The sequence below is a fragment of the Kitasatospora sp. NPDC048545 genome, from assembly GCF_040651155.1.
In the GTDB taxonomy this organism is placed as follows: Bacteria; Actinomycetota; Actinomycetes; order Streptomycetales; family Streptomycetaceae; genus Kitasatospora.
Window position 1 is genome coordinate 31,977 of sequence record NZ_JBEZIQ010000029.1, and the last position, 16,606, is coordinate 48,582.

The window sequence follows — 16,606 nt, forward strand, 5'->3', positions numbered from 1 at the left end:
GACCGTGCGGACCATGGCGGGTCGGCGGGTGGATTTCCTCCTCCGTCGCCGGGGGCTACAGCTGTTCGAAGTGGAACGAGCGGATGAAGCAGTCCCGTGGCTGACCGATCGCGAAGAGGACGCAGTCGAGGACGGACCGGGCCGTCAGCGGGTCGTCCGCGGTCCGGGAGGCCCGGTCCCAGGTGGGGTCGAGCGGGTCGCCGTCCGTGAAGTCCGGCGGGTAGAGCGAGATGACGCGGATGCCCTCGGGGCGGAGCCGGTGGGAGAGGACGTCGGCGAAGCCGGCCTGGGCGGCCTTGGCCGCGTAGAACGCGGGATGCGCCTGGGACCGGTGGTTCCGGGCCTCCGCGGTCGAAGAGACCAGGTTGACCACGTCTGCGCCCTCGGAAGCGCGCAGTAGCGGCAGGAAGTGCTTGACCGTCAACAGGGTGCCGGTGGCGCCGGAGGCGACGGTGTCGGTGATCGCCTCGTCGTCGGCGTCCCACAGGTCGGGGCCCGCCAGGTACCGGGCGCCGTTGTTGATCAGCACGTCCACCCGGTCGGTGCGGGCGGCGACGCCCGCCGCGAAAGCCCGCACGGTGGCCGGGTCGGCCAGATCGCAGACGAACGCGTCCGCCCGCGCACCGCTGTCGGCCGCCACCTCCTCGGCCGTCCTCCGGGCGGCAGCCAGGGTGCGGGCGGAAAGGAACACGCGCGCGCCCGCCCGGCCCGCGTGCAGCGCGAACGCCCTGCCGAACCCACGCCCGGCCCCGGTGACCACCACGGTCCTCCCGGCGAGATCCATCCGTGCACCTCCGTCGAGCTTCTCCTGTTGATCACGGTCAGCGTAACCGTGTGTCGAGGTCCAAGACCCCGGCAGGGTAAGGCCGGTGGACGGCGGACGGTCCTCCCGACGAAGGCCGGCCGGGCCGGGATGTCGCCGCCGGCTGGCACCATTGCGGGCATGGTGACGACACTGCGCATCGAGGGCTTCTCCGCGGCCGGCCGGCCGATCTCCACGCCGATCACCAAGTTCGGCGGCCAACCCGTGTGGCGCACGGGCCCGGAGTGGCCGATCAGCGCGGCGTGGGACCGGCCGATGCGGTTCGTCGGCCAGATCGAGTTGGGCCCGGTCCTCGGAGCGGCCGGCCACGGGAGGACGGCCTACCTCTTCGTGACCCATGCCGATCACGAGGAGGACTTCTTCGATCCCGACGTCATCGACCCCGACGGCGGCGAGAACGCGGTGATCGTCCAGCCGGGCGGCCACTACACCGGCCCGGTGCGCCCGTTGGCGACCGGACCCGGGATCTACGCGGGCGACGGGTCCGCGGTGGAGTTCACCGTCGGCCTTCGCTCCGTCGAGGAGCCCGATGCCCTGACGGACGAGGAACGCGCAGCGCTGCCGGCTGCCGACCGGGACCGCCGCGTCGAGCGGATCGGCGGCGTCGGGATCGACGGCGACAAGATCGGCGGGACACCGGTGTTCTTCCAGGGCGAGGAGTGGCCGGACGGCGGGCCTTGGCGGCTTCTCCTGCAGCTGGACTCGAACTGGGTCCCGTTCCGCCTCGTCCTCGGTGCGTCGCCGAGGCTGTTCGCCTTCGTGTCCGAGGACGGCGACCGGGGGAAGCTGCTCGTCCAGGACTCCTGAGCGGGGGCGGCCTCGGGAGCGTCCGCGTGCGACCTCAGAGGGCCGGGCCGGCGGCCACGGCGGGTTCCACGGCCACGGACGGGTCCACGTGCACGTTCAGATCCACGTCCACGTTCAGATCCACGTCCAGGTGCCCGGAGAGCGCGCGCAGGAAGTCGACCGCGTCGAAGGCCTCGCCCGCGGAGGCGACCCCGACCGTCCGGGTCCGCCCGGTGAGGATGCGGTGCACCGCTTCCACCGCCAGCGGCGCGGAGACGGCGTAGATGTCCCGGCCCCGGGCCACCGCCCGACGCTGCTCGCCGCCGTTCCGCACCACCACGTCGACCAGGAAGGTCTGGTCGGAGCGGCCCCGCTCGTCGGCCGCGACCGGTGCGGGCGTCTGTGGTGCGGCAAGGTCCTGGACGGCCTCGACGGTCATGTAGCTGTGCAGGTCGGTGACGGCCAGGTGGCTCGGCACGGTCACGATGTCCGCCATGGCGAACTCGCCGATGACCGGGCGGGTGCCCAGCGGCTCGGGGAAGGCCCACTCCAGGGCCGGCAGCTCGTCCTGGTGGTGCGTCAGCCGGCCGCCGGTGTGGCGCAGCCGGCGGTCACCGCGCCGCTCCCGCGAGACGGTGCCCGACAGCCGGGTGCCCGGGGTGGGGTGCCAGCTGTTCAGCCCGTAGGCGATGTGCACCTCGTCGGCCGCTGTCCAGTCGCCCATCACGGCGGTGGCCAGCAGGTCGCCGAGGCCGCCGTAGAAGGCCATCGCGGGGACCACCACGGTGCCCGCGGCCCGGGTGCGTTCGGCGAACCGGTCGAAGGTGTCCAGGTTGGCCTCGATCTCCGCGGCCACGTCCACGTAGGGGATTCCGGCGCGCAGGGCCGCCTCGACCACCGGGGCGACGGTGTCGGCGAACGGCCCCGCGCAGTTGATCACCGCGTCGGTGCCGGCCAGCGCGCGGTCCAGCGAGTCCACGTCCTCGACCGAGGCCGGCCGCGCCTCGCTGCCGGGGTGCTCGGCCGCCAGTGCCGCCAGCTTGCCGGCGTCCCGGCCGACCAGCATCGGGTGGAAGCCCCGCTCCCGCAGCTCCGCCACCACGAACCGCCCGGTGTGACCGTACGCCCCGAACACCGCGACCGACTGCCCCATGGTCCTGCCTCTTTCCTGTGCGTTTCCCGTTGTTGCCATCCTGCTCGTGCGGCCCGCCGGGCGGTGAGTGTCCGGAACGACACGGCTCGTACAATTCCGGACATGGCTTCCGTCGCCCTGGCCGTCACCGACGGCATGCTGCACTTCGAACTCGCCCTGGCGCACGAGGTGTTCGGCTCGCGCCCGGCGGCCCTCACCGGCCCCTGGTACGACCTGGCGGTCTGCGGCCCGGGCCCGGTCCGGGTCGAACGGTTCCGCCTGGAGCCCGACCACGGGCTCGACCGGCTGGCGGCCGCCGACACCGTGATCGTCCCGGGCTGGGCCGACGTGGACGAGGACCCGCCCGCCGACCTGGTCGACGCCGTGCGCGCGGCCCACCAGGCGGGCGCGCGGGTGGCCTCGCTCTGCACCGGCGCGTTCGTGCTGGCCGCCGCCGGACTGCTCGACGGCTGGCGGGCCACCACGCACTGGGCCCACACCGACGTGCTGGCCACCCGCTACCCGCAGGTGACGGTGGACCCGGACGTGCTCTACGTGGACAACGGCAGCGTGCTCACCTCCGCGGGCAAGGCCGCCGCCATGGACCTGTGCCTGCACCTGGTCCGCCTCGACCACGGCGCGGCGGTCGCCAACACCGTGGCCCGCCGCCTGGTCGTGCCGCCGCACCGGGACGGCGGCCAGTCCCAGTTCGTCACCACTCCGGTGCCCGCCCCGGAGAACCACCCGCTCGCCGACCTCTTCCCGTGGGTGCTGGAGCGGCTCGACCAGCCGCTGACCGTGGAGGACCTCGCCCGTCAGGCCCGGATGAGCTCGCGCCACCTGGGCCGGCACTTCCGGGCGGTCACCGGCACCACGCCACTGCAGTGGTTGCTCATCCAACGCATCCGCCACGCACAGGAGTTGCTGGAAACCACCAACGACGGGATCGAGCGGATCGCCGGTGCCACCGGCATGGGCACCGCCACCACGCTGCGCCGCCACTTCCACCGCACGGTCGGCGTGCCGCCGGACACCTACCGCCGCACGTTCCGCTCCTGACGCTGGTGTCGACGACGGCCGGAGCGCCTTCGGCCGCCATCGTGGCCGCCTTGTTGAGCGCCTCGCCGAGGCGGCCGCAGCCGCCGTCGGAGGCCACCCCAGTCGGCCCGACCCCGAGCGAGCCCACTGCCGAACCCGGTCGGCCCCGGCCCCGGCCCCGGCCCCGGCCCCTGACCCGGCCCCTGACCGTCCGAGCCCCACCCCTGACCGACCGTCCGACTGCCACCCGGCTCCACCGACCGAAAGTGCTGCTGACATGCGAACCCCCGCCCTCTTCACCGTCGACCTCCCCGGCCCGGGCCGACTGAGCACCATGGCCCGACCGCGCGGCAACGACTGGCTCGAAGACGAGATGGCCGCGCTCAGGAACTGTGGCGTCGACGTCCTGGTCTGCGCGCTCACCCGCCCCGAACTCGACGAACTCGGCCTCACGGACGAACCCCGGATCGCCGCCGCGGCCGGGCTGCGGTTCGTCGCGATACCCATCCCCGACCGCACCGTCCCCGACCGCACCGCGATCCTGCCCACCCTGCACGGGTTGGCCGAACGGCTGCGCGACGGTGCCCACGTCGTCACCCACTGCCGGGCCGGCACCGGACGCTCGTCCCTCCTCGCGGCCGCACTCCTCATCCTCAACGGCGTCGACCCCGACACCGCCTGGGACCGGATCGAACGGGCCCGCGGGCTCGCCGTGCCGGACACCGCAGAGCAGCGCGAATGGACGGTGGATCTGTTCAAGCCGGCCTGACAATCTGCCGCCCGCTGCGCCCGGCCGCCTGCCCCGCCCGGCCGGGACCAGACGGCGGGTCAAGCCGCCTGACCAGCGGCTGTTCGACCGCGCCGACGTCGCCCCGCCCCGCCCCGCGACGCCCGGAGGTCACGCAAAATCGCGTGACAGCCGCGGCGGGCTTCGTGACCATGGCCCGATGCCCTTGGAACCTGACCTTCTCCGCCTGAACATCGTGTGCCCACCGTCCGGTGAGGGCATCCTGGAGGTCCGCCCGATCATCGGTGGCCGGGACCTCGTGGCCGACGCGGCCCCCCGCGACGGGGGAGGTCGCCGGTACGTGGGGGCAGGGCCCCGGTACCTGTTGGACCGGGGCGGGCCGTTGCGTGCCACGACGACGCCCCACGAGGTGCGTCTCGCGTGGGCCGGCTGCGGTGTGGGCGCCGAGCCGGGAGGGACGAGGTCGGGCCGCTCCTGCCCTCGGGCACCCACCGGATCCGGGATGGGCAGTATCATCCCAGGTCACGACGGTGTGCGAGGTATCCGGACGGGAAGGGCGGGCCCATGACGGTCGATGCGTGGCCGGCGCTCCTGCGCTCCGAGCAGTTGACCGCGCTCTACACCGAAGTGCCGCCCCTGGAGGGCCTGGTGCTGCGGTCGGTGCACCTGGATCCGCGCGGCGCCGGGGTGACGTTGCGGGTCGAGTTCCCGTCCTTTCCCGACCTCGCCCCGCAGGCCTGGGCGGACGCGGGCTGTGACCGGTTCGAGGCGCAGATCGGGTTCACGGCGGTGGAGGAGGACCTGCGGATGCGGGGCGTTCCCGGTGCCACCGTGGTCGATGTCGAGGTGAGCCGCTATCTGCGGGACCGGGAGCGGCGGATCGAGGTCGGGGTGCGCGGCCGGGGGTTCTCGCTGGACTTCACCGCGTACGCCGAGGTCACGGCGAAGCACCTCAACGCCTACGCCACCCGCCCCGGCGACGCCGGACCGTACGCGGCCGAGCGGTGGTTCGTGAGCCCGATCGACCGGCGCCTGTTCGGCAGCGTGCTGCCGCCCACGACCGCGAAGGTGTTCCATGGGTGACCACGACTGGTCCGCCGAGCTGGTGAACCCCGGGACGGTCCGCGAGGTGCTGGGCTCCCCGCCGCCCCCGCTGAGCGACTACGGCCTGGACTCCGTCCTGGTCGACGAACGCGAAGCGTCCGTGACCTTGCGGTTCTCCGCACGGGCCGTTCCGGCCGGTGCCGCGGACCGGTGGCGGGAGCGCGGCCACAACGCGGTCGAGTTCGTGCTGGTCTGCGTCGGCGTGACGGACTTCGAGGTGGACGCCTGGTCGGGCTGGCCCACGACCGACGCCACGCTCACGGGTAGGAGGGTCGTGCTCGCCGGGCGGGGCAAGCACGTGTCCTTCGTGGCGGCCGGGATCCGCGCAGAGCCGCCGGTCGGACGGCTCTGGGGCGCCGAGTGACGCACGGCCGTGGGCCGAGGGGGGAAGCCCCACGGCCCACGGCCCACGGCCCCCGGCCCCGGCCCGCGCTTCTCGCGGTACGTCACCCGGCGCGGGCGCTCAGTGCCAGTTGCTGATCTTGACGTCGCGCGGTGCGGGCGCACCCGTACCGGTTTCCAGCACGGCCTTGAGGCTCATCAGGAACGTGGCCCACTTGGTGCTGCAGTGGTACATGAACTCGACCGGCTCCCTCCAGTCCTCGTGCCGGAACAGCACGATGGTGAAGTCGTCCTCCTGCTTGAGGTCGAAGCGGATCCGGGTGCCGATCCACTCCTCGGGGCCGTCGATGACCTCCCAGAGCACCCGCCGGCCGGGCTCGGTCTCCAGGACCTTCATGTCGAAGCCGCCGGGGCCGAAGCGGAACCGGACCACTCCGCCGACGCCGGGGTCGCCGTCCGTCTCCTCGGTCCACCAGCTCGCCAGTCCGTCGACCGTGGTCAGGGCGGCGTGGACGGCCTCCGGGGGTGCCGTGACACCGATCCGGTGCAGGATGTCCGCCATGGCGGTACCTCTCTCTCGTGCGGGCGCCCACGATCGGGCGCGCTCGTGTGGTGGGGTCTGTGCGCTCAGTTCTCCTGGCTGCGTTGGATGGCCTCGGCGATCCGCTTGATGCGGTGCAGGCGGGCGTCCCAGGCGGCGCCGACCGACGACAACTGGGCGACGGCGCGGGCGAGTTGCGCCTCGTCGACTTCGTAGCGGCGTTCGCGTCCGGAGGGCGTGTCGTGGACGAGGCCGACCCGGCCGAGAACGCCGAGGTGCTTGGCGACCGCCTGGCGGGTGACCGGCAGTTGTTCGCTGAGGGTGGTCGCCGTGCCGCCGTCGTCGGTCAGGAGCAGGTCGAGCATCCGGCGCCGGATGGGGTCTCCCACCGCGGACCAGAGCTCGTCGTCGACGGCGACGCCCGCGGCCGCGTTCACCGTCGCGCTCACGGGTGCGCCACCACCCGGGCGGCGTACGTGACGAGGCGTGGCAGGAAGTGGTCCCAGCCGTTGGCGTGGTCGCGGTAGGTCTCCTCCAGGACGGCCGCCTCCCAGCCCTTCTCCCGGAATCCCGTCTCGGTGAAGCGCAGCAGCGTGCCGCCGTCCGACGGGACCAGGTCGAAGGTGACCAGGAGGGAATTGCCGGGCTTCGCGGTCTCGCCCTGGTCGTAGGCCCAGCGGAAGCTGAACCGCCGGGGCGGGTCGGCCTCCACCACCGTGAGCGGTGCGACCTGCACGTCCGGTGTCCCCACGCCGAACGAGATGACCCCGGTGGTTCCCGGGGCCGGCTTGAGGTCGGCTTCGTCCGGCCACCACTCCCGCAGGTGTTCGGGGGTGCTGATGACCTCGTAGACGATCTCGGGCGTGGCCTCGACGTGGATCTCCCGCGCGATGCTGCCGTACTCCATCCCGCTCTCCTCCTTCGGGTATTCGCAACCTTTGGTTGCATATAACGGTAGACCGCTCCACCGAGATGTGCAACCTTTGGTTGCTCTAGGAGGGTGTTCGGCGCGGCAGGGGCCGGGCATCGGTCGCCCGGGCATCGGTCGGCCGGGCATCGGTCGCCCGGGCCCCGGCCGGGCACGGACCCTGCCGTGACGAACCGGAGGGGCCGGGTGCGCACCCGGCTCGGAGCCCGGCCGGGTTCCCCGAACCGGCGGGCCGGCGATCAGAACGGAACCGGCAGTCCCGCCCCGCGCAGCTTGGACAGGGCACCCGACATGCACTGCTGCACGGTGCGCCCGTCAGCGCGCAGCCCGTGCTCCAGGGGACCCCCACTGGCGGCGAACGTCCAGGCCGGAGCGTTGTCGGCCACCCGCGCGGCATCCACCCTGATCATGGCATTCACGCCCTGCTCACCCAGCCACTCCAGGATGAGCAGAGTCACGTCCTCGACGCCACGATCCTCGTCGATCTTCGGCCGACGGCCCCGGTTCTCAGTCACTGTCCGGACTCTACCCAGGGCCCCGCACCGATCGGCGCGTCGAGGGACAGCCGGACCGATCAGTGCCCGGTCCTCCAGTCCGCCGAGGCGTTGTTGCCGCGGGGCCGGCCCGCAGAGCGAGGCCCCACCGGACGTCGTCGTGGTGTCGGTCACCCCAGGCTCTCGGCGACGTGGACGAGTTCCTCGTCCGAGAGCCTCGGTGGGGCGCCAGTGGCGACAACGAAGGTGTAGGTCCCGTCCGACCATGTCAGCGAATGGGGATCGTTCTTGGAGTCCGGGTTCGTGATGGTTGTGGCGGGGCGTGTGCGAAGTCAAGCCGAGTCAGGAAGCGGGCCCGCCGGGCAGTTCGGGCAGAGGCGCTCCACCGGCCCCGGCCGGGCGAGGCGGATTGTCAGTCCCGGTCGGCAGGATGGCGGATGACGCAGCAGCCCGTACCGAGGAGCGCATCGTGACCGCCGCCACCGACACCGAGCCGACCCACCACCCCGTCTTCCAGACCCTCTGGTGCGCCACCGACCTCGGCCCGCACCGCCCGTGCGGCGGCACGTACCAGTGGTACGACGCGGACACGCTGCCGCCACTGGACCCGGCCCGCTTCGACGGCGGATTCGGGTGGCTCGGCGGCACCGGCCCGCTGGTGCCGGAGCCGGCCCGGCACCTCAACGCCGTCGCCGCCGAGCTCGCGGACGCCGGGATCGTGCTGCCCGCCGAATTCATCGCGTTCCAGACCGGCGCTGACAGCGCCCGTGCATTGGACGCGGTGTCGGCCACGGCCTGCTGGACGGACGTCTCCTCGCCGATACCGAGCCCGGTCGAGCCCGGTGCCTTCCTGGTCCGCTTCCTGCGGGACCAGCAGGACTGCGTGCACTGGTACCTCTACCTCCGCCCCACCGGCGACGCCTTCGTGGTGGCCTCCCCGCTGGACCTCGAAGACGCGCCCGGCTGGGACGAACCGGCCACTCCGGTGGACTGGTTCGGATCCATTGCCCGGTGCGCCTCCTCCTTCGAGGAGTTCGCGTACCGCTTCTGGGTGGAGAACCGCCTGTGGTGCGCCCTGCACGGCTACGGCGACGAAACCGTGGACGGCGAACTCGCCCTATACCTCGCGCACTACGAGCAGGCCTGACCGCCGGGGAGGGCGGCGCGGCGGGCGGCACCCGTCCGGGTACGGGCCGCCCGGCTCGGCGCCGCCCGATGCCGACCGCGGCCATCGGGCCGGGGGCGACGAAGAACCTCGCGGCGGCGTCGGCGGCAGGAACGGGCTCAACGGCACCGGTCAGAGCGTGCACAAGCAGCGGATCCGGGCTCGCTGCCCGCAGGCTCACCGGCTACCGCCGGATCGTCCGCCGCTACGAACGCGACCGCCCGCTCTGCCCGGCCAAGGGCAGGGCCTGACCCATCGCGGTGACGAGGGTGGAGGAGATGTGGCGCAGGGCGGGGTCCGCAGTGATGAAGACCGTTTCGATTCCGGCCAGTTCGTAGTTCATTCGGGCCATCGGCATTTCGTGGTCCAGGTCGTGGACGTCGCGGACTCCGCGGATGACGACGTCGATTCCGACACGGTGGCAGTAGTCGACCAGCAGGCCGCCGGTGTGGGAGTCGACCGTGACGTTGCTCAGGTCGGTGGCTGCCGTGCGGAGCCGGTCAAGCCGTTCGGTGACGGGGAAGCGGCCGGTCTTGTTCGCATTGAACATCACGCAGACGACGACCTCGTCGAACAGGAGGGCGGCGCGGTGGAGAACGTCCTGGTGCCCTGGAGTGACCGGGTCGAAGGATCCCGGGAAGAGGGCTCGCACGATCGAAAAGGTCAACAAGCGGGCCCCGCGCAGCCGTTGCGGATCCCGGGTGGCGGCTTCTTCTGAGGTCGGTCAGCTTTGCGGGCGGGGTGCGGCCACCGGCTCGGCCGCCCTGCGTTCCCCGGGTTCGCGTCGTTGCCGTGAGCGGGCCGGCTCGGGTGTCACCCGAAGGTGCAGTGCGGCGAGCAGGAGGCAGAACGCGGCCATGGCCGACCACAGTGCGGTCGTCCCCGCGTGGGCGAGCAGTTGGGTTCCGAGGACGGGTGCGAGGGTCGCGGCGACGCCCCAGCTGGTGCCGAAGACGGCCAGGTAGCGTCCGGTTCCGCCGGGTGGCGCGAGGTCGGTGGCGAGCGCGTAGACACGACCCATGACCAGCAGATCGCCGAGGCTCGTCACGGCGGCTGAGGTGAGCAGCGCCGGCAGTGTGCGGCTGAGGGCGTAGCCGGTCAGTCCTGCGGCCAGGAGGAGGTGGGCGAGGGCGAGTGTGACGGGCGTGGTGAGCCTGGTCGCGCAGGGGAGTCGGATCAGTGGTTGGGCGAGTACGGTGGTGGCCGCGGCTGCGGTGAACAGCAGCCCGGCGTCGGCGGCGGGCAGGCCCTGCCGTGCGAGTGCGAGCGGCAGGGTGATCACGGCCTGTTGGTTGATCAGGGCGTAGGCGGTTCCGGTGGCCAGGACGCTCAGCAGGGCTCGGTCACGCAGCGGCCGTACGGCGGTGGCGTCCTGGTCCGCTCCGGGTGGTGCGGGGCGGTCGCGGGGCAGGGCCAGGCGGATGAGCAGCGCGCAGGCCAGGCAGGTGGCGGCGTCGGTGACGAAGAGCCAGCGCAGGTCCCAGCGGCCGAGGAGCGCGGCGAGGAGTCCGGCGCCCATGGCGCCTGCCGCGAGCGCGGCGCTGAACAGGCTGAACGCGCGCACCCGGTGCTGCTCCGGCACGGACTCGCCGATGATCGCCTGGCTCGGGGGCTCGTAGAGCTCGAAGGCCAGTCCGAGCAGCACCGCCCCGGCGACTGCCCAGGTGAGCGAGGCGGAGGCAGCGATCGCCAGCTGTGCGGCGGCGCATCCGCCCAGGCCGAGCACGATGGTCGTGCGCCGGCCGATCCGGTCGGCCAGGTGCCCTCCGGCCAGCCGTGAGGGGATCGTCGCGAGTCCGAAGGCGGCGCTGACCAGCCCGGCGGTGGTCAGGCTCGCGCCGTGGTCGGCGCTGATCAGCGCGGTGAGGAAGGGCAGTGAGAAGGCCCCGAGTCGGTTGACGACCCGGGCGAGTAACAGCAGGCGGACGGTGCGGGGCAGTGGTTCGGAGCGCGGCACGGCGCCTCCTGTTCTCGTGAATCGCCAATGTCGGTCGGTGATCAGCGGGGGTGTGGCGGGTGCGCCGGTGTCCGCCTCGTCTTCGTGTGGCCTGCGAGCCCTTCCCGACGCCGGCTGCGTCGGTCGTGGCAGCGGTCCGTGCTGCCGGGCCGGTGATCCACCGTCAGGTCGAGTCAGGTCAGGTCGGGTCGGGTCGGGTCAGGTCGGGTCGACGTCGCGGGCGAAGTGCGGCAGCACCATCGCGACCAAGGCGTCGACATCGGCATCGACCATGGGTTCGCCGGTCATGCCCATCCGGTGGAGCAGAGTGCCGACGACGACGTCGATGAAGAACAGGACCCTGTTCTCCGGTTCGTCGAGAGCGTCCTGGAGGGCGAGGCGGTAGGGGTCCTGCAACCGTGCGGAGAGGATCTCGCGCAGGGCCGGGTCGCTGACGGCGTCGCTGAACACGCCCGCGAACGCGTCGCCCACTCCGGGCTCGGCGATCGTCGCGGCGATCCAGCGGATGGTCGAGGACATGAGTTCGGCCTGGTCTGCGCCCTCTCTCAGCGGAGCCGGGCCGAACGCGTCGAGGAGGCAGTCCACGATCAGCGCGCCCTTCGACGGCCAGCGGCGGTAGATCGTCGTCTTCGCGATGCCGGTCGCGGTGGCGATGCGTTCGACCGTGGCGCGCGCGTAGCCGATCTCGTGGACCGTGCTCAGGGTGGCGGTGAAGACCTCGGCGTCGAGGCCGGCGCGCGGGCGTCCGGGCGGTCGGGCGGGCGGAGTTGTCGCAGTCATTCCCTCACCATAGTCAGTTACGCTACCTTAGGTATCGATACCTAAGGTAGCGTAATCATGCGGGAGGGAGAAGGCATGAACGGGGACAACAGTGCGCGCCGGCCGTCGGCGACCGGCAACGGGTTGCGGCAGCAGGCACTGGGGGGCGAGCCGGACTGGGCGGCGATGACCGACGAGGAACTGGCCGCCTACCGCGAGGCGGAGAACCGCAGGCGGGCGTCGCCCGAGATGCGGGCGATCACCGGGATGCCGGACCCCGGTGCCGCGATCGACTGGCAGTCGCTGGAGCTGTCCGGCCGTCGCCTGCCCGTGCGGGTCCACCGGCCGGTGGGCGAACGCGGCGCCGGCTCCACCGACCGGGCGGCGGCCCTGCCCCTCGTGCTCCACGTCCACGGCGGCGGGTTCGTCGGCACGGCGGTGCAGAGCGACTGGATCAACAGCCATCTCGCCGCCCGGTTGCCGGCCCTCGTCGTCTCGGTCGAGCACCACCTCCTCGCCCCGGACACTCCGCTGTCGGCCGCCGCAGGCGACGGCTGGGACGCGCTCGACCACCTGGTGAGGCACGCCGCCGACTGGGGCGTCGACCCGGCGCGCATCGCCGTGTTCGGCGAGAGCTGCGGCGCACTGATCACCGCCCTGGTCGCCATCCGCGCCGGGCAGGCCGGCCTGCCACTGCGGGCACAGGTGTTGGTCAACCCCGTCGCGGACGTGACCGGGACCATGCTCGACCACCCCTCCGTCGCCGAGCACGCCCACAGCCCGACCCTGACCGTTCCCCAACTGCGGCTGTTGCACCGGCTCGCCGTCCCCTCGGGAACCGATCCCCGGGCCTTGTCTCCGCTGCACGCCGACAGTCTCACCGGGCTCGCCCCGGCGCTGGTGGTGGTGCCGACCCATGACCCGCTGGCCGACCACGGCCGCCGCTACGCCGAGCGCCTGCGCGCGGCCGGGACGCCCGCGCGGCTGAGCGAGTTCCCCGGGGCGACGCACGCCTTCGTCAGCATGCCGGCCGTCGTGCCGCAGGCCGAGGCGGCACGGGCGGAGATCACCGAGTTCCTCCGCGACGCCCTCGGCCGCCCCGACGGCCGCTGACCGAGCGAGTCCGACGGGCGGGCCGGGGGAGGGGGAGGTCACGGCAGGCCACGGCCTGTCGTGCCCACTCCTCCCGATCGGCCCTTGCTCCATGCCCGTTGACTCATGCCCGTTGCTCCATTCCCGGTGCTCCGGACCGTCCGGCAGCTCGACTGTCTCCGAGCGCGAGCGGCGGAGGAAGTCGGCCGCCGGCCACAAGGCCGAGTGCCGGGTGCGGGTCGCCGAGTCGGGTACCGCGGGCCCGGCGGATCGGAGGTTCACCGGCGGTCCGGCGTCCTTCACCCCTGAACGTCCCCCGCCACCTGTGGCCCGGACGATCGGCCGGCCGGGCTCGGCGGGCGGCTCAGACGAGGGCGGCGACCAGCAGGGTGAAGGCGGCGACGATGACGGCGACGCGGGCGTAGTGGAAGCGGTTCCAGCGGTTCATCTGCTCCTTCCAGTCCTCGGGCCTGTTCTCGGGGGTCCAGGTCTTGCCCCGGTTGTTGATCGGGACGAGCAGCAGGACCGACATGATCACGCTGAGGATCAGCAGCGCGCCGGCGGTGACGACGAGGCCGGTGCCGTGGCGGTGCCATCCGGCGACGGCCCAGACGGCGCTCAGGACGAGCGAGCCGATGTACCAGAACGGCATCAGGGCTCCGAGCATCCGGCCCCCGTGGGCGCGGGCGAGTTGGTCGCTGTCCTCGGGGAGTTTGCTGAAGATCGGGTTCATGACGAAGGCGACGGAGAACTCCACCCCCACCATCAGGCCGACGAGCACGGTGGTGACGACCTCTAATGCGTCGAGCATGATGATCCCTCCTGGGATCTAGCGCCGCTAGATGATGAGATGACGCTAGCGCTGCTGCCGCTTGATTGTCTAGCGGTGCTAGGATCGAATCATGTCGGTACAGGAACGCAAGCAGCGCGAGCGGGCGAGCCGCGAACGCCTCATCGTGGCGACGGCCCGCGAACTCGCCGAGCAGCAGGGCTGGGACGCGGTCACCACCCGTCGGCTCGCCGAGCGCATCGAGTACAGCCAGCCCGTCCTCTACAGCCACTTCCGCGGCAAGCGCGAGATCATCGGCGCCGTCGCCCTGGAGGGTGCCGCCGAGATGGCCGTGGCGCTGAGGGCCGCAGCCTCCGCCGCGGACGGCCCCCGCGCCCGGGTCGCCGCCCTCGCCCGCACCTACCTCGACTTCGCCGAACGCAACCCGGCGGTCTACGACGCCATGTTCCGGCTGGACGGCGGCCTCGCGTTCGCCCGGGAGGACACCCCCGAGCCCCTGAAGGACGCCTTCGCCGCCCTGCTGGAGAGCCTCGGCGAGGTCGCCGGGGACGGTGTCCACACGGGACTGTTCACCGAGACGTTCTGGGCGGCCCTGCACGGGCTGGCCACCCTGACCCGGGCGGGACGGCTGCCTCCGGAGCACACCGAATGGAGGGTGGAACTGCTGGTGGACCGGCTCGCCGTGGTCTGACGCACCGCCCGGACGGGCACGCGGCACCCCTGTCGTCCGGAGTCGGAAGCGTCCGGCGAACGTCCGGTCAACGTCGTGGCCGCCCGACACGTCCCGCGGGGACGATGGAGGCCTAACCGGCCCGTCCGACCGAAGGGGTAGACATGCAGTTCAAGCTGGGGCGCCGACTCGCCTCCCTCACCGCGGTGACCGCACTGACCGTCACCGGTGTGACGCTCGCGTCGGGAAGCGCGTCCGCCGCAACCGGATCCGACTCCAACTCCGCGCACGGCGTGGAGATCACGGGCTGGCACACGGTGGACGAGAACCCGTGGGTGTCCGCCCAGTTGTGCAACCACCAGAGCTCGGCGAACAGCTTCTACTTCTGGATCAAGGACACGGCGGGCGACAACGTCACCAGCCCGGGGCACGTCACCCCCGTCCTCGCGCCCGGCCAGTGCGACTACATCTCCGGCGAGGACTACGGCAGCACCCCGATCCAGGTCTACGCGAGGTCCGGAAACGCGTGGACCTTCGGCACCGACCCGATCAGCCTCGGCTGAAAGCCGCTGCGCCCAAAGCCGCTGCGCCCGCACCCGCTGCGCTGCGCCCGCCTCCGCTGATCACCAACCCGGGTGCACCGCCGCCGGGCGGCAGCGCACCCGGGTCCGTGCGGGGTCCCGGCCGACGCGGCAGGCACCCCGGCGACCTCACGGGACCACGGCAGCACGCCCCCGGCGCCACCTTCCCGAGGACGGACGACCACGGCAGAATGCCAGTCGTGAGCGATCCTTTGAGTGAGGCGTGGGACTTCCAGATCCGGGCAGCAGCGGACCAGGACGACTCCTGCCGGATTCCCGGCCGGTCATGGGTTCCGCCGATCCTGCACGACCTGGTCCTGGCCGCGAGGCGCACGTCGCTGAGCCGCTACTACCCGTTCACGAGTCATGCGACGCTCCGGTTCAGCACCGGGCCCCAGTGGTGGGCCGGCAACGGGGACGTCCTCACCGTCGCCGTCGCGCTCGTGCCCGAGGGGCGCTACCTGGTCTGCACCCTGCCGACGGCCGACGGGGTGTCCTCGGTGGAGGAGCTCGAAACAGCCAGTGCCGACGAAGCCGTCGCCAGGGTCGAACAACTGGTGCACGCGGCCGGCTGAGCCCGGGTGCGCCGTGATGTCCTGGGGCGGCGGCCCCTGGCCATCGAGGCGGTCCAAGGTGCGGGCCGGCGTCGGGAGTCGTGGCGGTCCGCCCCGGCCAGGTCACGGCCGAGCGGGATTCCGTGGCGACGGGGTCAGGCCTCGATCGTGACGTGGACGGGCGTCAGGTCGGCGCGGTACTGGACGGCCGGCCAGTAGCCGTCCATGAAGTAGCGGTTCCCGGGCTCCTCGAAGTGGACCTCGAAGTCTCCCGAGCGGTAGACGACCAGCGTGTGCGGCGTCATCACCTCGGGGAAGCGGGCCTTCTCCTCCTCGGTCTCGTCGCCCTCCGCGAACGCGGTCCAGATGAACGCGGTGCCGTCGCGGCGGATGCGGTCGAACTCGGCCACGAGCCGGCGTGCGTGGGGCAGCAGTTCGGCGGTCTTCTCCGGTCCGGCGCTGTCGAACCACATCTCCAGCCGCCGTCCCGGGACCGCCGCCGCGGTCCCGGCGGTCCGGCCCTCCGGTCGGGGCTCGGCCGGCTCCGGGGCGGTGCACACGTGGAGGATGCGGGTCGGCAGCAGGCTTTCGGGGCGCAGGCCCGTCGCCAGAAAGGCCTCTTCGACGTGCTGCTCGTACCAGGGGTTGTGCTCCTCGGCGATCACCTTGTAGCCGGTGCTGAACTGCCGTGGCGTGCCGGTGACGGACCGTCCGTCGGCGCTGGTCAGGGTGAAGCGTTCGCTGTCGTGACCGATCCGTCGTACCCGGAACGACCTGGGCAGCCGGACGAAGGCGGTGCTGCCGGGAAGGTCGACCGTTGCCGTCTGTGCGCCGTCGGCGGCGGTCCGGACCACGAACACGCTCGACAGCTCGGGTGCGACGCACATGAGGCCTCCCGTTCCGACGGCCCGTCTCAGCTCCTCCGCGTCGCCGTTCAGCGCCGATGCGATGATCCGACTGTTGGGCATGACGCGCCTCCCCCGAACCGCTCCGACAGGACGGCGCCACGGTACTCCCCTGCCGATCCCCGACCGACCGGGCGCTGACTCCCGATGAACTCGCAACCCGGCCGCATCGACGGTCACCTGGGACACCCGGAGTG

21 protein-coding genes are annotated in these 16,606 nt (G+C 72.4%); 10 read left to right on the top strand and 11 right to left on the bottom strand.

Translation table 11 applies throughout. From position 1 onward, the window contains the following. Positions 1–55: 55 nt before the first annotated feature. Positions 56–784 carry an SDR family NAD(P)-dependent oxidoreductase gene (locus AB0D10_RS25830; protein ID WP_360260576.1) on the bottom strand — a complete coding sequence of 243 codons (729 nt, stop codon included), beginning with the start codon at positions 782–784 and terminating at the stop codon, positions 56–58. Positions 785–943: 159 nt separating this feature from the next. On the opposite strand from AB0D10_RS25830, the gene AB0D10_RS25835 reads away from it, so the two are divergent. Further along, positions 944–1,630 carry a hypothetical protein gene (locus AB0D10_RS25835; protein ID WP_360260579.1) on the top strand — a complete coding sequence of 229 codons (687 nt, stop codon included), beginning with the start codon at positions 944–946 and terminating at the stop codon, positions 1,628–1,630. Between the two features lie 34 nt (positions 1,631–1,664). Here AB0D10_RS25835 and AB0D10_RS25840 read toward each other — a convergent pair whose 3' ends face one another. Continuing rightward, positions 1,665–2,762, bottom strand: a complete 1,098-nt coding sequence (locus AB0D10_RS25840; protein ID WP_360260582.1) for a saccharopine dehydrogenase NADP-binding domain-containing protein — start codon at positions 2,760–2,762, stop codon at positions 1,665–1,667. A 102-nt stretch (positions 2,763–2,864) separates the two neighbouring features. Between AB0D10_RS25840 and AB0D10_RS25845 the strand changes: the two genes are divergently transcribed. From AB0D10_RS25845 to AB0D10_RS25860, 4 genes are all read left to right on the top strand, one after another. Next, positions 2,865–3,800: a helix-turn-helix domain-containing protein gene (locus AB0D10_RS25845; protein WP_360260584.1), complete on the top strand. Its 936-nt coding sequence runs from the start codon at positions 2,865–2,867 to the stop codon at positions 3,798–3,800. Between the two features lie 256 nt (positions 3,801–4,056). Next, on the top strand, positions 4,057–4,548 hold the full coding sequence (locus tag AB0D10_RS25850) for a tyrosine protein phosphatase (RefSeq protein ID WP_360260586.1): 492 nt from the start codon (positions 4,057–4,059) through the stop codon (positions 4,546–4,548). A 543-nt stretch (positions 4,549–5,091) separates the two neighbouring features. Beyond that, the gene (locus AB0D10_RS25855) at positions 5,092–5,610 is read left to right on the top strand and encodes an Imm50 family immunity protein (protein ID WP_360260589.1); all 519 of its coding nucleotides are present in this window, start codon (positions 5,092–5,094) and stop codon (positions 5,608–5,610) included. Continuing rightward, entirely contained in the window at positions 5,603–5,995 is a 393-nt protein-coding gene (locus AB0D10_RS25860) for an Imm50 family immunity protein (RefSeq protein WP_360260591.1), read from the top strand. The genes AB0D10_RS25855 and AB0D10_RS25860 overlap by 8 nt, the downstream gene beginning before the upstream one ends. Positions 5,996–6,094: 99 nt before the next feature. On the opposite strand, the gene AB0D10_RS25865 is transcribed toward AB0D10_RS25860, so the two are convergent. From AB0D10_RS25865 to AB0D10_RS25880, 4 genes are all read right to left on the bottom strand, one after another. Further along, complete coding sequence (locus AB0D10_RS25865; RefSeq protein ID WP_360260594.1) at positions 6,095–6,535, bottom strand: SRPBCC domain-containing protein; 441 nt, start codon at positions 6,533–6,535, stop codon at positions 6,095–6,097. 65 nt (positions 6,536–6,600) lie between these two features. Further along, on the bottom strand, positions 6,601–6,963 hold the full coding sequence (locus AB0D10_RS25870; protein WP_360260597.1) for a helix-turn-helix domain-containing protein: 363 nt from the start codon (positions 6,961–6,963) through the stop codon (positions 6,601–6,603). Next, the gene (locus AB0D10_RS25875) at positions 6,960–7,421 is read right to left on the bottom strand and encodes an SRPBCC family protein (protein WP_360260600.1); all 462 of its coding nucleotides are present in this window, start codon (positions 7,419–7,421) and stop codon (positions 6,960–6,962) included. The genes AB0D10_RS25870 and AB0D10_RS25875 overlap by 4 nt, the downstream gene beginning before the upstream one ends. A 260-nt stretch (positions 7,422–7,681) precedes the next feature. After that, positions 7,682–7,957: a hypothetical protein gene (locus AB0D10_RS25880; protein ID WP_360260603.1), complete on the bottom strand. Its 276-nt coding sequence runs from the start codon at positions 7,955–7,957 to the stop codon at positions 7,682–7,684. Between the two features lie 448 nt (positions 7,958–8,405). Between AB0D10_RS25880 and AB0D10_RS25885 the strand changes: the two genes are divergently transcribed. Then, a complete protein-coding gene (locus AB0D10_RS25885) occupies positions 8,406–9,083 on the top strand; it encodes a hypothetical protein (RefSeq protein ID WP_360260606.1) in 678 nt (225 codons plus the stop codon). Between the two features lie 223 nt (positions 9,084–9,306). Here AB0D10_RS25885 and coaD read toward each other — a convergent pair whose 3' ends face one another. The 3 genes from coaD to AB0D10_RS25900 form a co-directional block, all read right to left on the bottom strand. Then, the gene (coaD, locus tag AB0D10_RS25890; RefSeq protein ID WP_360260609.1) at positions 9,307–9,753 is read right to left on the bottom strand and encodes a pantetheine-phosphate adenylyltransferase; all 447 of its coding nucleotides are present in this window, start codon (positions 9,751–9,753) and stop codon (positions 9,307–9,309) included. A gap of 72 nt (positions 9,754–9,825) precedes the next feature. Continuing rightward, complete coding sequence (locus AB0D10_RS25895; RefSeq protein ID WP_360260612.1) at positions 9,826–11,058, bottom strand: MFS transporter; 1,233 nt, start codon at positions 11,056–11,058, stop codon at positions 9,826–9,828. A 198-nt stretch (positions 11,059–11,256) separates the two neighbouring features. Further along, complete coding sequence (locus AB0D10_RS25900) at positions 11,257–11,838, bottom strand: TetR/AcrR family transcriptional regulator (RefSeq protein WP_360260615.1); 582 nt, start codon at positions 11,836–11,838, stop codon at positions 11,257–11,259. A 75-nt stretch (positions 11,839–11,913) separates the two neighbouring features. Between AB0D10_RS25900 and AB0D10_RS25905 the strand changes: the two genes are divergently transcribed. Further along, the gene (locus AB0D10_RS25905) at positions 11,914–12,930 is read left to right on the top strand and encodes an alpha/beta hydrolase (protein ID WP_360260617.1); all 1,017 of its coding nucleotides are present in this window, start codon (positions 11,914–11,916) and stop codon (positions 12,928–12,930) included. A gap of 343 nt (positions 12,931–13,273) precedes the next feature. On the opposite strand, the gene AB0D10_RS25910 is transcribed toward AB0D10_RS25905, so the two are convergent. Then, positions 13,274–13,720 (bottom strand): DUF1772 domain-containing protein, encoded by a 447-nt coding sequence (locus AB0D10_RS25910; protein WP_360260620.1) that lies wholly within the window; start codon positions 13,718–13,720, stop codon positions 13,274–13,276. 91 nt (positions 13,721–13,811) lie between these two features. On the opposite strand from AB0D10_RS25910, the gene AB0D10_RS25915 reads away from it, so the two are divergent. From AB0D10_RS25915 to AB0D10_RS25925, 3 genes are all read left to right on the top strand, one after another. Then, the gene (locus AB0D10_RS25915; protein WP_360260622.1) at positions 13,812–14,390 is read left to right on the top strand and encodes a TetR/AcrR family transcriptional regulator; all 579 of its coding nucleotides are present in this window, start codon (positions 13,812–13,814) and stop codon (positions 14,388–14,390) included. 143 nt (positions 14,391–14,533) lie between these two features. Then, positions 14,534–14,932, top strand: coding sequence for a hypothetical protein (locus AB0D10_RS25920; protein ID WP_360260624.1), 399 nt, complete (start codon positions 14,534–14,536; stop codon positions 14,930–14,932). Positions 14,933–15,150: 218 nt separating this feature from the next. Then, complete coding sequence (locus AB0D10_RS25925) at positions 15,151–15,525, top strand: DUF6193 family natural product biosynthesis protein (protein ID WP_360260626.1); 375 nt, start codon at positions 15,151–15,153, stop codon at positions 15,523–15,525. A 134-nt stretch (positions 15,526–15,659) separates the two neighbouring features. Here the strand turns inward: AB0D10_RS25925 and AB0D10_RS25930 are convergent, their stop codons facing one another. Next, positions 15,660–16,472 carry a hypothetical protein gene (locus AB0D10_RS25930; protein WP_360260629.1) on the bottom strand — a complete coding sequence of 271 codons (813 nt, stop codon included), beginning with the start codon at positions 16,470–16,472 and terminating at the stop codon, positions 15,660–15,662. Positions 16,473–16,606: the final 134 nt, after the last annotated feature.